Here is a 14,880-nt window from a genome sequence, read left to right as displayed (position 1 = left end):
GTCGCCTCCCGTTATTCCGTCGCGTTGGCCAGCATCTGAGCCTTCACGCAGAGCTCCGCCGCCCTGAAGGCGTGTGCCTGGGTCATGGCGTTTTCAGTGCGATGCAGACAGTCGAGGATCAGTTCGCCAAAGAACGGGAACCCCACCTGTCCGGCGACCGGATAACGGAATTCTCCTTCTTTATTCACGAGATACACCACGTCCTGCTCGCCGCGGGTGAGATCGACATATTTGCGGATCTCGATATAGCCTTCGGTACCAAGCAGCGTCAGACGGCCATCGCCCCAGGTAGAGAGTCCGTCAGGGGTAAACCAGTCGCAGCGGAAATAGCCGCTGGCACCGTTTTCGCCTCTGATTGTCGCGTCGCCGAAATCTTCAAATGCCGGATACTGCGGATGGTTGAAATTGCGTGCCTGGCTGGTAACCACGGTAGCGTTACTGTTGCCGGTGTAAAAAAGGAACTGCTCAATCTGGTGGCTGCCGATATCGCACAGAATGCCGCCGAAATAGCGTCGATCGTAGAACCAGTCCGGGCGGCCGGTCCCTTCCCGATGCGGGCCAGTCCCCAGCGTTTGTACGACGCGGCCAATGGCCCCTTGCTGCACCATCTGTCCGGCAAAGACCGCGCTCTCAACGTGCAGGCGCTCGCTGTAGTACACGGCGTATTTCCGGCCCGTTTTTTCCACCATCGCTTTGGCATCTTCCAGCTGCTCAAGGGTGGTGAGCGGCGCTTTATCCGTGAAGTAGTCCTTGCCGGCGGCCATCGCTTTCAGCCCAAGCGCGCAGCGCTCGGAGGGAATAGCGGCCCCTGCCACCAGCCGCACTTCGTCGTCGGCGAGTATCACATCCAGGGATTCTGCAACCCTGGCCTGCGGATACTGCTGGATGAATTTATCCACTTTTGCCGGGTCAGGGTCGTACACCCATTTGAGCGTGGCGCCAGCTTCAATCAGGCCGTTACTCATGCCGTAGATATGGCCGTGGTCGAGCGCGGCGGCGGCAAAGACAAATTCGCCTTCCTTCACTACCGGCTGTGGTTTACCGACCGGCGCGTAGTTCATACCGTCATTTTTGTTCATGGTGTCACTCCTTCATCCAGATCTTTGCCGAGGGGAATCGCACCGACTTCGCTGAAGTTGGCGACGCTTGCGGATTTTTCATAAAAACGGGGGGCGAGAGCGTTCGTCCCGCCGGTGCGGTAAAACGGGTCATCGCGCTGAATCGGCAGCGAGACCACCGTGCGGGTAATGGCGGATTTATAAATCGCGGTAATTAGCTCCAGGGAGCGTTTGCCCTGCAGGCCATCCACTAACGACGTCGTGCCGTGCTCGATGGCATAAAGCAGGTCGTTAATTTGCCCGGTGTGCAGCGTCCATTCGAGCTTCGGCGTCTCCTGAAAAACGGCGTTGAGCTGTGTTTCTCTCTGCTGGTCGTTGGTTTCCTGCGGGAAGCCGTTATCGGCGCTGACGCTGGCAAAGGCCTGCCACGGGGCGGAAATGCGCGCCTTGTCACCCTGGATAATGATTTTCTGATCTTCCCCGTGGTGCACGACCGAGGCGGTAAGCTGGGTGATCGCGCCGTTGGGGTATTTAAATATCGCGGCGCTGAGGTCTTCCACCTCGGCATTGTCGTGCGCCACGTTGGTCATCATCGCCACCACCTCGGACGGGAAGCCCAGCATCCACTGAATGGCGTCGATGTGGTGAACCGCGTGGTTAAGCGTGCAGCCGCCGCCCTCTTTTTCCCAGGTACCGCGCCACCACAGGTCGTAGTAGCAGTGTCCTCGCCACCAGAACGAATCCACCTGGGCATGGCAGACCTTGCCAGCCAGACCTGAATCCAGCGCCGCTTTTAAACGCCAGAAGGCATCGGTAAAGCGGTTTTGGGCAATGATGGCGAGCGTTTTGCCGCTGGCCTTCTCTGCGGCGAGCATGGCGTCGCACTCCTCCAGCGAGGCGGCCATCGGCTTTTCGCACAGCACATGGCAACCGGCATTGAGGGCATCAATGCTTATCTCTGCATGAACGTAGGGCGGCGTACAGACGTCGACGATGTCGATACCCGGCTCTGACGCCAGCATCTGCTGGTGGCTTTCGTACACGCGGGCGTCCGTCAGGCCGTAGCGCGTTTTTTTCTCGTGGGCTTTTTCCGGGTAGATATCCACCAGCGCGACGATCCGGCAGCGCTGGCCAAACTGCAAATAGCCCTGAATATGGTTATGCGAGATATTCCCTGTTCCCACGATAGCGACATTTAACATCGTTTCTTCTCCGGAGTTACCAGGTGCCGGAGGCATCCAGCGTGACGCTGGTTGTCTCTTTAGCCACTGAGGTGCTGATGCGCTGCTGAAGCAGGCGCAGATACTGTTTCTCGTTGAGCGGGAGTTCGACCCAGTCGTCGGTCCAGGTGGAGAGGTGCATGGCGTTGGAGAGCGTCAACCCGCGGATCCCTTCCTGGCCGGGCGCAATAAGCGGCTCGCCGCGCAGGATGGCGGCACAGAAATTGGCGATAATAACGTGGTGTTCGCTGTACTCCGCGGCGACGGGAAGCGTGACCTCCCAGCATTCAGGTTCACCAAAACCGTTTTGCCAGCGGGCGTTGAAGACGGTTTCGGACTCACGCAGTCGCCAGTAGCGCAGTTTCCCCTCTTCGACGACCACCTTGCCGCGATCGCCGACGATTTCCAGCCGGTTGGTTCCCGGCGTTTCCGCCACGGTAGTGATAAACACGCCCGTCGCACCGTTGGCATACTCGGCATAGGCGGTGACCTCGTCTTCCACTTCGATATCTCGATGCTTACCGAACTGGCAAAACGCGCGCAGACGAACCGGCATGCCGACCAGCCACTGCCAGAGATCGAGCTGATGCGGGTCCTGGTTGAGCAGTACGCCGCCGCCTTCCCCTTTCCAGGTGGCGCGCCAGCCGCCGGAGTTGTAGTAGCTCTGCGAGCGATACCAGTTGGTGATGATCCAGTTGGAGCGGCGGATCTCGCCCAGCTCGCCGCTGTCGATCAGATCTTTCACCTTCTGGTAGAGCGGGTTCGGGCGCTGGTTGTACATGATGCCGAACACCACATCGCACTCCTGGGCGCAGGCGTTCATCTCCTGAACCTGGGCGGTATATACGCCAGCCGGTTTTTCACACAGGGTATGGATGCCGTGGCGCATTGCCAGCATCGACAGGCGCGGGTGGTCGTAGTGCGGCGTCGCGACAATCACCGCGTCGATAAGCCCGCTCTGGAGCATCTCCTGCGCGTCACTGAAGAGGGGGAGGGTGCCGACCAACTGGCGAATGGCCGGATGTTTTTCCGGCGCATTATCGCAAACGGCGGTAAGGCAGGCGTCGCTGACTGTCCCCGCCAGTAAATAACGCGCGTGGACCGTACCGATATTACCTATTCCAATAATGCCAAAACGTACCTTCTCCATGTCACACCTTAATTTCAGTTGAAATGAGTGATGACCGGAAAATAGGAAAGGGGAGCCGCAGCGACAATGTGTTTTTGTGAGAATACTCGCAGGGTGGTTAAGTAATCTCCAGGCTTTGTGAAATTTGGTTTTAAAATCAACGTGCTGTTTCTGCAAATATTTGCAAAAACTGATTGAGAGCGAGGTCACACTATGTCGGGAAGGTTAAAAATGGAGGAGATCGCGGCGCTCACGGGCTATTCCGTCAGCACCGTTTCGCGGGTCCTGAGCGGCAAGTCGTACACCAGCGAGAAAGCGAGAGAAGCGATTGTGCGTACCGCGCGAAAGCTGGGCGTACTTGAGTCGATGGCAAGCGGTCGGCTGCTGATTAACGGCATTGCGGTCTTTGCTCCGGAAAGAACCTTTCAGGGACGTGGGGACATTTTTTATCTGGAAGTGACGAAAGGCATTGCGGAAGCTTGCGCGCCGCACAACGTGTGGGTCAGCTGCTGTGGGTTAGAAGAACAGCACGCCGATGTGAAATTATTTATGGAAAAGGCCAGTCATAAGAATATCAACGCGATAATTATTATTGGGACGGATGATTCCACCATATTTAAACTGGCAAGCACGCTGAATAAGCCCTGCGTATTGATTAACTCCGTTGACCGGGATCGGGTGCTGGATTCCGTGTCACCCGACCACCGGGCGATTGGTTTCACCGCCATGCAGTACCTTTTTGAGCAGGGGCATCGCCGGGTGCTCACGCTCACCTGCCTGCGCCGGGATACGCTCTACGCGCGTCTGGACGGCATAAAGGAGGCATACCGCCATTTTCACGTTGCCTTTGATCCCCAGCGCGATTTGCTCGTGACGGAGTGGTTTACAGCAGAAGAGGCCGAGCGGGCGCTGGATGCGTGGCTATTGAGTCATGACAGATCCCAGTGGCCGGAGGTGATTTTCCCGAACAGTACCAGCATGACGGAAGGCGTGGTCAGGGCGTTAACGCGCCACGGGCTGCGCATTCCGGAAGACATTTCGCTCATCACAACCGATTTTGCCTGGAATTTAGCGCACCGCCTGGAAAGACCGGTCACGGGCGTTACGGTGCCCTGCCGTGAACTGGGGATTGAGGCCGTTCACCTGCTGCAAACGCGGCTCAACCGGCCACAGGCACCGGTCTTTAACCTGCTGCTGCAGGGCAAAGTGATGGACTACGGCTCGGTCAGTAACGCCACGCGCCATGCGGCTCGCGTGGCGCTGGATCGGTAATTACGCCAGCTGTGGCGGCAGGCAGACGCCGATGCCCCCGATACCGCAGTAGCCATAGGGGTTTTTATGCAGATACTGCTGGTGATCGTCCTCGGCATAGTAGAACGGTTTCGCGGTCGCGATTTCCGTAGTCACCTCACGCGTATCGCCAGCTTCACGCATGGCCTGCTGGAAACGCTCAAGGCTGGCGCGCGCGGCAGCATCCTGCTCCGGTGTGAGCGGATAAATCGCTGAGCGGTACTGTGTGCCATGGTCGTTGCCCTGACGCATGCCCTGCGCCGGGTCGTGGTTTTCCCAGAAGACCTGCAGGAGTTGCTCGTAGCTAATCACCGCAGGGTCATAAACCACGCGAACCGCTTCCGCATGGCCGGTTTCGCCGGAGCAGACTTCGCGGTAGGTTGGATTAGGCGTGTAACCGCCCGTGTAGCCGGCTGCCGTGCTGTAAACGCCGGGCAGTTGCCAGAAAAGGCGTTCAACCCCCCAGAAGCAGCCCATCGCGAACAGGGCGGTTTCCATACCTTCTGGAACGTTGGTCATTGAATGGTTATTGACGGCGTGTAAGGTCGCCACAGGCATAGGGGTGTTGCGTCCCGGTAATGCATCGGCTTGTGAAACCAGATGCTTTTTGTCGAATAAACTCACGATGGGGCCTCCCGGGGTGCGATGTTTCAGTTAAGGTTGTCACGAAGCGTTTAATTGAACACAATAAATGCGCTGAATGAGTCTAGATTTAATCATAAGAAATATTTGGGTGTTACACCCGTTTTCAACCCGTGATTTGGGTTTTTGGCCAACAGGCCGTATTTTGTCGCGGAGCGGCACTTCATTTGCTTCCAGGGTGGAAACAGGGATATTCAGGAGAAAACGTGACAAAAATCCGCCAGTTATGTTTAGTCAGTGTGTTGCTGACAAGCGGGATTGCCAGCGCGGCGAATGTCCGTTTGCAGGTTGAGGGGTTATCCGGGGCGCTACAAAAAAACGTGCGTGCGCAGTTATCGACCATCCAGAGTGATGAGGTGACGCCGGACCGGCGTTTTCGCGCGCGCGTGGATGATGCCATCCGCGAAGGGCTGAAAGCGCTGGGTTATTACGAACCCACCATTGATTTTGACCTCCGTCCGCCGCCAAAGAAGGGGCGTCAGGTGCTTATTGCCCGCGTTTCGCCGGGCGAGCCGGTCTTGATTGGCGGCACTAACGTGGTGCTGCGCGGCGGTGCGCGCACGGATCGGGATTACCTCGATCTGCTGAGTACACGTCCAAAAATTGGCACCGTTCTGAATCATGGCGATTACGATCATTTTAAAAAATCCTTAACCAGCGTCGCGCTGCGTAAGGGCTACTTCGACAGCCAGTTCAACAAAAGCCAGCTTGGGGTGTCGCTGGAACGGCGTCAGGCCTTCTGGGATATCGACTACGACAGCGGGGAGCGCTATCGTTTTGGCGACGTGACGTTTGAAGGGTCGCAAATTCGTGAAGAGTACCTGCAAAACCTCGTGCCCTTCAAAAAAGGGGATTACTACCAGTCGAGCGACCTGGGAGAGCTGAACCGACGCCTCTCCGCCACCGGCTGGTTTAACTCCGTGATTGTCGCACCGGAATTTGATAAGTCTCGCAAAACCAAGGTGTTGCCGCTGCACGGCGTTGTCTCGCCGCGCACCGAGAACACCATTGAGACCGGTGTGGGCTATTCGACGGACGTTGGCCCTCGCGTGAAAACCTCGTGGAAAAAACCGTGGATGAACTCCTACGGCCACAGCCTGACTACCAGCCTGAGCCTCTCTGCGCCCGAGCAGCAGCTGGATTTCAGCTACAAAATGCCGCTGCTGAAAAATCCGCTTGAGCAGTATTACCTTCTGCAGGGCGGCTTTAAGCGCACCGATTTGAACGATACCGAGCAGGACACGACGACGTTTGCAGTCTCCCGCTACTGGGAGCTTTCCAGCGGCTGGCAGCGCGCCATTAACCTGCGCTGGAGCCTTGACCACTTTACCCAGGCCAACGTCACCAATACCACCATGCTGCTTTATCCGGGCGTGATGATCAGCCGCACCCGCTCGCGCGGGGGCCTGATGCCGACCTGGGGCGATTCACAGCGCTACTCCATCGATTATTCCAACACCGCCTGGGGCTCCGACGTAGACTTCTCCGTCTTTCAGGCGCAAAACGTCTGGATCCGCACGCTGTACGACAAACACCGCTTTGTGATGCGCGGTAATCTCGGCTGGATTGAAACGGGAGACTTCGAGCGCGTTCCGCCGGACCTGCGCTTCTTCGCCGGGGGCGACCGCAGCATTCGTGGGTATAAGTACAAATCGATCTCACCGGAAAACGAAAAAGGTCAGCTGACCGGGGCGTCAAAACTGGCGACCGGCTCGCTGGAGTATCAGTACAACGTCAGCGGAAAGTGGTGGGGCGCCATGTTCGTTGACGGCGGTGAAGCGGTGAACGATATCCGCCGCAGCGATTTCAAAACCGGCGCGGGCGTAGGCGTGCGCTGGCAGTCACCCGTCGGGCCCATCAAGCTCGATTTCGCCGTTCCGGTGGGCGACAAAGAAGAACACGGATTACAGTTTTACATCGGTCTGGGGCCTGAATTATGAGTTTATGGAAGAAGATAAGCCTCGGTGTGGTGATTTTTATCGTGCTGCTGCTCGGTACGGTGGCGTTTCTGGTGGGAACGACGACCGGGCTGCATCTGCTGTTTAACGCCGCGAACCGCTGGGTGCCCGGGCTGGAAATCGGCCAGGTCACCGGTGGCTGGCGCGACCTGCGTCTGAAAAACATCCGCTATGAACAGCCGGGCGTGGCGGTAAACGCCGGCGAATTCCACCTCGCGGTGAAGCTGGGCTGCCTGCGCGACAGTAAGCTCTGCGTTAACGATCTGTCGCTAAAAGATGTCAACGTGGCGATAGATTCGAAAAAAATGCCGAAGTCTGCGCCGGTTGAGGAAGAGGACAGCGGCCCGCTGAATCTCTCCACCCCGTACCCGATTGCGCTTTATCGCGTGGCGCTGGATAACGTTAATATCAAAATCGACGACACCACCGTGTCGGTGATGGATTTCACCTCCGGCCTGCGCTGGCAGGAGAAAAACCTCACCCTGACGCCGACGTCGCTGCAGGGCTTACTGATCGCGCTGCCGAAAGTGGCGGACGTGGCGCAGGAAGAGATCGTCGAGCCGAAGATCCAGAACCCGCAGCCGGAAGAAAAGCCGCTGGGCGAAACGCTGAAAGACCTCTTCTCGAAGCCTGTCCTGCCGGAGATGACCGACGTTCATCTGCCGCTGAATCTCAACATTGAGGAATTCAAAGGCGAGCAGCTGCGTCTGACCGGCGATACCGATCTGACGGTCTACACTATGCTGCTGAAAGTCAGCAGCATTGACGGCAACATGAAGCTCGACGCGCTGGATATCGACACCAATCAGGGCTCGGTTAACGCGTCAGGGAATGCCCTGCTGCGCGACAGCTGGCCGGTGGACATCACGCTGAACAGCGCGCTTAACATCGACCCCCTGAAAGGCGAAAAGGTGAAGGTCAAAGTGGGCGGGGCGCTGCGCGAGAAGCTGGACGTCGGCGTGAATCTTTCCGGCCCGGTGGACATGGTTCTGCGTGCGCAAACGCAGCTGGCGGAAGCCGGGCTGCCGCTTAATGTTGAGGTTGTCAGCAAGCAGCTTTCCTGGCCGTTCACCGGCGAAAAGCAGTTCCAGGCCGATGACCTGAAGCTGAAGCTGAGCGGCAAGATGACCGATTATACGCTCTCGTTCCGCACCGCGGTGAAGGGGCAGGGCGTGCCGCCTGCGAACATCACGCTGGATGCGAAGGGCAACGAACAGCAGGTCAACCTCGACAAGCTGACCGTCGCGGCGCTGGAAGGTAAAACCGAGCTGACCGCGCTGCTCGACTGGCAGCAGGCGATCAGCTGGCGCGGTGAGCTTAAGCTGACGGGCATTAACACCGCCAAAGAGGTGCCGGACTGGCCGTCAAAACTGGATGGCCTGATCAAGACCCGCGGCAGCCTGTACGGCGGGACATGGCAGATGGACGTGCCGGAAATTAAGCTCACCGGTAACGTGAAGCAGAACAAGGTTAACGTTGAAGGCTCGGTCAAAGGCAACAGCTATCTGCAGTGGACGATCCCGGGCCTGCACGTGGCGCTGGGTCGCAATACGGCGGATATCAAAGGCGAGCTGGGGGTGAAAGATCTCAATCTGGATGCCACCATTGACGCCCCGAACCTGGATAACGCCCTGCCGGGTCTTGGCGGTACGGCGAAAGGGTTAGTGAAAGTGCGCGGCACGGTAGACGCGCCGCAGCTGCTGGCGGATATCACTGCCAATAACCTGCGCTGGCAGGAACTGAGCGTTGCCCGCGTCCGCGTGGAAGGGGATGTGAAATCCACCGATCAGATCGGTGGTAACCTGAACCTGCGCGTGGAGCGTATTTCTCAGCCGGACGTCAACATTAACCTGGTTACTCTGGACGCTAAAGGGAACGAGAAGCAGCACGACCTGCAACTGCGCGTTCAGGGCGAGCCGGTCTCCGGCCAGCTTCACCTGACCGGCAGCTTCGACCGCAAAGAAGAACGCTGGAAAGGGACGCTGGATAACACCCGCTTCAACACCCCGGTTGGGCCGCTGGCGCTGTCACGCTCCATCGCGCTGGACTACCGCAACGCCGAGCAGAAGATCAGCATTGGGCCACACTGCTGGACTAACCCGAATGCGGAACTGTGCGTACCGCAGACCATCGATGCGGGTGCCGAAGGGCGCGCGCAGATCAACCTCAATCGCTTCGATCTGGCAATGCTGAAACCGTTTATGCCGGATACCACGCAGGCCAGCGGCGTCTTCAGCGGGAAGGCCGATGTGGCCTGGGACACCACTAAAGAGGGGCTGCCGCAGGGCAGCGTCACGCTTTCCGGGCGTAACGTGAAGGTGACGCAGGAGGTCAACGATGCGCCGCTGCCGGTGGCATTCGACACCCTGAACCTGAGCGCGGACCTGCATAACAACCGTGCGGAGCTGGGGTGGCTTATCCGTCTGACCAACAACGGCCAGCTGGACGGGCAGGTACAGATTACCGACCCGCAGGGACGGCGTAATCTGGGCGGCAACGTCAACATCCGTAACTTCAACCTGGCGATGGTGAACCCGATTTTCGCGCGCGGGGAAAAAGCCGAGGGTATGCTCAACGCCAACCTGCGCCTGGCCGGCAATGCGCAAAGCCCGCAGCTGTTCGGTCAGTTGCGGCTCAGCGGCGTAGATATCGACGGCAACTTCATGCCGTTTGACATGCAGCCCAGCCAGATCGCGATGAACTTCAACGGCATGAGCTCGACGCTGAGCGGCTCGGTATTAACACAACAGGGGCAAATCAACCTCAGCGGCGACGCGGACTGGAGCCAGCTCGATAACTGGCGCGCTCGTATTGCCGCGAAAGGCAGTAAGGTGCGCATCACCGTACCGCCAATGGTGCGCCTGGATGTCTCGCCAGATGTAGTCTTTGAAGCCACGCCAAGCCTCTTTACGCTTGACGGACGCGTCGACGTGCCGTGGGCGCGTATCGTGGTCCACGACGTACCGGAAAGTGCGGTCGGCGTCTCAAGCGATGAAGTTATGCTCAATGAAAATCTGAAACCTGTCGAACAGAAGAGCGCAGGCATACCGATTAATAGTAACCTTATCGTGCACGTGGGGAATAACGTGCGGCTGGATGCGTTTGGGCTGAAGGCGAGGCTTACGGGCGACCTGAAAGTGGCGCAGGATAAACAAGGGCTTGGCCTGAACGGGCAAATCAATATTCCTGAAGGGCGTTTCCACGCCTATGGTCAGGATCTGATTGTCCGCAAAGGCGAGCTGTTGTTCTCCGGTCCACCGGATCAACCCCTGTTGAACATCGAAGCGATTCGTAACCCGGAAGCGACGGAAAACGACGTTATTGCTGGCGTACGCGTCACCGGCTCTGCCGACGAACCGAAGGCGGAGATCTTCTCTGACCCGGCGATGTCGCAGCAGGAAGCACTCTCTTACCTGCTGCGTGGACAAGGTCTGGACAGCGGTCAGAGCGACAGTGCAGCGATGACCTCGATGTTAGTGGGTCTGGGGGTTGCACAAAGTGGGCAGGTTGTGGGTAAAATCGGCGAGACGTTCGGCGTAAGTAATCTGGCGCTGGACACCCAGGGCGTGGGTGACTCCTCGCAGGTGGTGGTCAGCGGTTATGTACTGCCGGGTCTGCAGGTAAAATATGGTGTGGGGATCTTTGACTCACTGGCAACACTCACGTTACGCTATCGCCTGATGCCTAAGCTATATCTGGAAGCAGTGTCCGGCATAGACCAGGCACTTGATCTGCTCTATCAGTTTGAGTTTTAGCAATGCGAATATTTGTCTACGGCAGTTTAAGAACCAGGCAAGGCAACAGTCACTGGATGACCAATGCCCTGCTGCTGGGGAATTACAATATCGAGAACTACCAGTTGTACAGCCTGGGCCACTATCCAGGCGCGGTTCCCGGGGAGGGAACGGTACAGGGTGAGGTTTATCGTATTGATAACGCGACACTTGCCGAACTTGATGCCTTGCGCACCAGGGGCGGTGAATACGCGCGCCAGTTGATCCAGACGCCGTACGGAAGTGCGTGGATGTACGTCTACCAGCGTCCGGTCGAAGGGTTAACGCGGATTGTAAGCGGTAACTGGTTAGACAGAGACCAGTACTGAAAAAAAATAACGCCACCGTGAGGTGGCGTTGTTTTTTTTATTCCTTCAACTCTCTTCTGTATCCCGGCCCCGGGTTAAAAACAGAGGAACGAACAGCATGATGTACGGGGCAATAAGCCATAACAAACACAGGGCGCGTGAACGGCCATAGTAGTTTATGCACCGCGTATTGCTTGAAATGACGGGCAGGAAAAACAGTAAAAACAGCAGAATCGCATAATCGCTTCGATAAGGGATCCATAAGTAAAACAAAAACCAGGCGAGCTGGAATGTCATGATGCAGAGATACTGCCATTTGCTGTCTTTACCGTAACAGTCAAACGCCTTTATGTAGCCCATTTTTATGCTTTGAAGAAAGAAACTTAGCATGTATAACGCTCACGATCGCGACGGTCAGGAGTGTGCTCGTCAGCAACGCCCCTAAAAAATAGCTGTGGGTGATATCAGTAGCACCCGAGCCTAAAGTATGCAATTTACTATATCCTCTATCTACTGCAACAAAAAGCGTATATAGCCCGATGTTAATACAGAACTGAAGCAGAGAAGAAGTGACAATATTCCTTGGGATTCTTTTTAATAGAGTGAGTAACGCATAAATAATACTTGCTGATAGAGCGAAGTAAAGCCCGTTAAATAAACTAGATAGTAAGGAGCTGTTTAATTCGCTGAATATTAAATTATCGCTTCCATAGTACCATGACAGATATTCAACATACGTACCTCTGCCAAATATAAAGGAGGCAATAATAAGGACGAATAGGCTCACGAAATGGTTTTTCTTACTCATAATTTCGCTCCCTTAGATAGCAGCTCCTTCATCGTTTTACTGGCTTCTAGCTGATCTTTGATTATGGCAAGGTCACGAGTATTGTGGTTATATTTTGCAATAGCGGTTGGCGTACCTTTACCACCATTGTCCATAAAGAAGACAATATCCTTACGACCATAAAGAAGAACTTGTGGGATGGGATCTCGCCCATAACTCACCGCCTGCGGCAGGGAGTGGATAGACTCTGTCGTGAGGAACCGAGGAATATTTTCATGCTCAATATTACCTAAAGGTGTTGTGGCAACAAGAGAACCAATAAAATCGGTTGTATACACTAACGCATCTGTATCTTTGGTCGTTACTTTTGAACCCGTAATATATTTTATCTGTTGCCAAAGGGTAATATCTTTAGGGATAACCTTAACGCCATCCATAAACATATCTTGCTTGCGTTTTAGCTGAATGACAGTACGGTGCACCTGTGTCATAGAGGGGCTGATTTCCCCAATAGAAGGCATAAGACCATCGCGAGAATAAAGCCGTTCAATGATAAAATAAATCCCTGTTGGGCGGGCAACATCAATGTTAATGGATGACATAAGAATCCTATAATGAGTGGGGATTAATGTTCATCATGACAGTATGTTGTGAACAGCCAGGCTATTCAACCACTCCCACCATAAATGATAGGGTGTCTTTTCTGTTTTTAATATCCAAATCAAAAAGAATGGGATTTATCTTAAATGATCCGTTTGTGCCGATTTTAACCAAAGAAATAAAAAAGCCCCGACCAGCGGGGCTTTATCGATTGGCAGTAAGAATTACTTCTTAGCCGCGCGTTCGAAAGAGGCGATGATTTCTGCTTTCGCCGCTTCTGCGTTGTCCCAGCCGTCAACTTTAACCCACTTGCCTTTTTCGAGGTCTTTGTAGTGCTCGAAGAAGTGAGTGATCTGCGCTTTCAGCAGTTCTGGCAGGTCGTTCACATCTTTGATGTGATCGTATTCTTTGCTCAGCTTGGTGTGCGGTACCGCAACCAGCTTCGCATCTTCACCGGATTCGTCGGTCATTTTCAGCACGCCAACTGGACGGCAGCGAATGACGGAGCCTGGCTCCAGTGGGTATGGCGTTGGGACCAGCACGTCAACCGGGTCACCGTCCAGAGACAGGGTGTGGTTGATGTAACCGTAGTTGCACGGATAGAACATCGCAGTAGACATGAAACGGTCTACGAACAGGGCGCCGCTCTCTTTGTCCACTTCGTATTTGATAGGATCTGCGTTAGCCGGGATTTCGATAACTACGTAGATGTCTTCTGGCAGTTCTTTACCCGCTGGGACGTTGAGTAAGCTCATGTCGGTGTCCTTTAAAATGGATGGTAAACAAGTGGCAGGTATTATAGCCAACTCGCGCTGAATGTCTCCGCCTGTTTTCGCTTTCTCTCCCCGCTTTCTCCACTTTTCAGACCGATTCCATGACAGAAAAATCCATAAACTCAGCCGCATTTTTCATGGCGAAATGAAAGCGATTACAAACTTGTGATTAACGTTTTATTCACTTTTCTGAAGTGTGATGTAACGCAATTCGTTACATATTTCATGGGCTATAGTCATTCCGCAGAACATCTTTTAACCAACAATAACTCACCCTACGAGGACGTTCATATGTGGAAGCGCTTACTCCTGGTCACAGCAGTTTCGGCAGCCATGTCGTCTATGGCGATGGCCGCTCCCTTAACCGTAGGTTTTTCGCAAGTCGGCTCTGAATCTGGCTGGCGAGCGGCAGAAACCAACGTGGCGAAAAGCGAGGCCCAGAAACGCGGCATCACCCTGAAAATCGCCGATGGTCAGCAAAAACAAGAGAACCAAATCAAAGCCGTACGCTCCTTTATCGCCCAGGGCGTAGATGCCATCTTTATTGCACCCGTCGTGGCGACCGGCTGGGAACCCGTCCTGAAGGAAGCGAAAGACGCTGAGATCCCGGTCTTCCTGCTCGACCGTTCCATCGACGTCAAAGACAAATCCCTCTATATGACCACCGTCACCGCCAATAACGTTCTTGAAGGACAATTGATTGGTGACTGGCTGGTGAAACAGGTCAATGGCAAGCCGTGTAACGTGGTTGAGCTGCAGGGAACCGTCGGGGCGAGCGTGGCCATCGACCGTAAAAAAGGTTTTGCTGAGGCCATCGCGAAAGCGCCAAACATCAAGATTATCCGCTCTCAGTCCGGCGACTTTACCCGTAGTAAAGGTAAAGAGGTTATGGAGAGCTTCATCAAGGCTGAAAACAACGGCAAAAACATCTGCATGGTTTACGCCCATAACGATGACATGGTGATCGGTGCGATTCAGGCGATTAAAGAAGCGGGCCTGAAGCCGGGCAAAGATATCCTCACCGGCTCTATCGACGGCGTGCCTGACATCTATAAAGCGATGATCGACGGCGAAGCCAACGCCAGCGTGGAACTCACGCCAAATATGGCCGGCCCGGCATTCGATGCGCTGGAGAAATTCAAGAAAGACGGCACGATGCCTGAGAAGGTGACGGTCACCAAATCTACGCTCTACCTGCCGGATACGGCGAAAGAAGAGTTAGAGAAGAAGAAAAATATGGGCTACTGATCCAGTGAAATTGCCGGGTGGCGCTGCGCTTACCCGGCCTACGATACGCTCTTTTGTAGGCCGGATAAGCGTAGCGCCATCCGGCTTGATGCAG

At 55.3% G+C, this 14,880-nt stretch carries 12 protein-coding genes; 5 read left to right on the top strand and 7 right to left on the bottom strand.

Translation table 11 applies throughout. The annotated features are described in order from the left end of the window. Nucleotides 1–11: 11 nt before the first annotated feature. Genes PYW49_RS17020 through PYW49_RS17010 form a run of 3 tightly spaced genes read right to left on the bottom strand, consistent with a single transcriptional unit; the run spans nucleotide 12 to nucleotide 3,428 of the window. Entirely contained in the window at nucleotides 12–1,079 is a 1,068-nt protein-coding gene (locus PYW49_RS17020) for a Gfo/Idh/MocA family protein (protein WP_320387034.1), read from the bottom strand. After that, nucleotides 1,076–2,260 carry a Gfo/Idh/MocA family protein gene (locus PYW49_RS17015; protein WP_320387033.1) on the bottom strand — a complete coding sequence of 395 codons (1,185 nt, stop codon included), beginning with the start codon at nucleotides 2,258–2,260 and terminating at the stop codon, nucleotides 1,076–1,078. Before PYW49_RS17015 ends, PYW49_RS17020 begins: the two co-directional genes overlap by 4 nt. 16 nt (nucleotides 2,261–2,276) lie before the next feature. Then, the gene (locus PYW49_RS17010; protein ID WP_320387032.1) at nucleotides 2,277–3,428 is read right to left on the bottom strand and encodes a Gfo/Idh/MocA family protein; all 1,152 of its coding nucleotides are present in this window, start codon (nucleotides 3,426–3,428) and stop codon (nucleotides 2,277–2,279) included. A 192-nt stretch (nucleotides 3,429–3,620) separates the two neighbouring features. Here PYW49_RS17010 and PYW49_RS17005 point away from each other — a divergent pair, with 192 nt between their 5' ends. Beyond that, nucleotides 3,621–4,679 (top strand): LacI family DNA-binding transcriptional regulator, encoded by a 1,059-nt coding sequence (locus PYW49_RS17005; RefSeq protein WP_134349454.1) that lies wholly within the window; start codon nucleotides 3,621–3,623, stop codon nucleotides 4,677–4,679. On the opposite strand, the gene msrA is transcribed toward PYW49_RS17005, so the two are convergent. Beyond that, nucleotides 4,680–5,321, bottom strand: coding sequence for a peptide-methionine (S)-S-oxide reductase MsrA (msrA, locus tag PYW49_RS17000; RefSeq protein ID WP_320387031.1), 642 nt, complete (start codon nucleotides 5,319–5,321; stop codon nucleotides 4,680–4,682). Nucleotides 5,322–5,545: 224 nt separating this feature from the next. Between msrA and tamA the strand changes: the two genes are divergently transcribed. The 3 genes from tamA to PYW49_RS16985 are packed head-to-tail and all read left to right on the top strand — an operon-like array spanning nucleotide 5,546 to nucleotide 11,399. After that, the gene (tamA, locus tag PYW49_RS16995; protein WP_320387030.1) at nucleotides 5,546–7,279 is read left to right on the top strand and encodes an autotransporter assembly complex protein TamA; all 1,734 of its coding nucleotides are present in this window, start codon (nucleotides 5,546–5,548) and stop codon (nucleotides 7,277–7,279) included. Next, a complete protein-coding gene (gene tamB / locus PYW49_RS16990) occupies nucleotides 7,276–11,052 on the top strand; it encodes an autotransporter assembly complex protein TamB (RefSeq protein WP_320387029.1) in 3,777 nt (1,258 codons plus the stop codon). The genes tamA and tamB overlap by 4 nt, the downstream gene beginning before the upstream one ends. A 2-nt stretch (nucleotides 11,053–11,054) precedes the next feature. Beyond that, entirely contained in the window at nucleotides 11,055–11,399 is a 345-nt protein-coding gene (locus tag PYW49_RS16985; RefSeq protein ID WP_024907288.1) for a gamma-glutamylcyclotransferase family protein, read from the top strand. Nucleotides 11,400–11,715: 316 nt separating this feature from the next. On the opposite strand, the gene PYW49_RS16980 is transcribed toward PYW49_RS16985, so the two are convergent. The 3 genes from PYW49_RS16980 to ppa form a co-directional block, all read right to left on the bottom strand. Next, nucleotides 11,716–12,186, bottom strand: a complete 471-nt coding sequence (locus tag PYW49_RS16980) for a hypothetical protein (protein ID WP_320387028.1) — start codon at nucleotides 12,184–12,186, stop codon at nucleotides 11,716–11,718. Continuing rightward, the gene (locus PYW49_RS16975) at nucleotides 12,183–12,767 is read right to left on the bottom strand and encodes a hypothetical protein (protein WP_134349458.1); all 585 of its coding nucleotides are present in this window, start codon (nucleotides 12,765–12,767) and stop codon (nucleotides 12,183–12,185) included. The genes PYW49_RS16980 and PYW49_RS16975 overlap by 4 nt, the downstream gene beginning before the upstream one ends. Nucleotides 12,768–12,989: 222 nt before the next feature. Beyond that, nucleotides 12,990–13,520 carry an inorganic diphosphatase gene (gene ppa / locus PYW49_RS16970; protein ID WP_010427397.1) on the bottom strand — a complete coding sequence of 177 codons (531 nt, stop codon included), beginning with the start codon at nucleotides 13,518–13,520 and terminating at the stop codon, nucleotides 12,990–12,992. A gap of 309 nt (nucleotides 13,521–13,829) precedes the next feature. On the opposite strand from ppa, the gene ytfQ reads away from it, so the two are divergent. Further along, the gene (gene ytfQ, locus PYW49_RS16965; RefSeq protein ID WP_247824474.1) at nucleotides 13,830–14,786 is read left to right on the top strand and encodes a galactofuranose ABC transporter substrate-binding protein YtfQ; all 957 of its coding nucleotides are present in this window, start codon (nucleotides 13,830–13,832) and stop codon (nucleotides 14,784–14,786) included. Nucleotides 14,787–14,880 lie beyond the last annotated feature (94 nt).

The sequence above is a fragment of the Enterobacter chinensis genome (genome assembly GCF_034008295.1).
In the GTDB taxonomy this organism is placed as follows: domain Bacteria; phylum Pseudomonadota; class Gammaproteobacteria; order Enterobacterales; family Enterobacteriaceae; genus Enterobacter; species Enterobacter chinensis.
Note: the sequence above shows the minus strand (reverse complement) of the source record. Positions and strands in the feature narration are given on the sequence as shown.

Coding starts and splice junctions, on each gene's coding strand:
- PYW49_RS17020 (WP_320387034.1), bottom strand. CDS start 1,079: ATGAACAAAAATGACGGTATGAACTACGCGCCGGTCGGTAAACCACAG.
- PYW49_RS16980 (WP_320387028.1), bottom strand. CDS start 12,186: ATGAGTAAGAAAAACCATTTCGTGAGCCTATTCGTCCTTATTATTGCC.
- ytfQ (WP_247824474.1), top strand. CDS start 13,830: ATGTGGAAGCGCTTACTCCTGGTCACAGCAGTTTCGGCAGCCATGTCG.
- ppa (WP_010427397.1), bottom strand. CDS start 13,520: ATGAGCTTACTCAACGTCCCAGCGGGTAAAGAACTGCCAGAAGACATC.
- PYW49_RS17015 (WP_320387033.1), bottom strand. CDS start 2,260: ATGTTAAATGTCGCTATCGTGGGAACAGGGAATATCTCGCATAACCAT.
- PYW49_RS16975 (WP_134349458.1), bottom strand. CDS start 12,767: ATGTCATCCATTAACATTGATGTTGCCCGCCCAACAGGGATTTATTTT.
- tamB (WP_320387029.1), top strand. CDS start 7,276: ATGAGTTTATGGAAGAAGATAAGCCTCGGTGTGGTGATTTTTATCGTG.
- PYW49_RS17005 (WP_134349454.1), top strand. CDS start 3,621: ATGTCGGGAAGGTTAAAAATGGAGGAGATCGCGGCGCTCACGGGCTAT.
- PYW49_RS17010 (WP_320387032.1), bottom strand. CDS start 3,428: ATGGAGAAGGTACGTTTTGGCATTATTGGAATAGGTAATATCGGTACG.
- PYW49_RS16985 (WP_024907288.1), top strand. CDS start 11,055: ATGCGAATATTTGTCTACGGCAGTTTAAGAACCAGGCAAGGCAACAGT.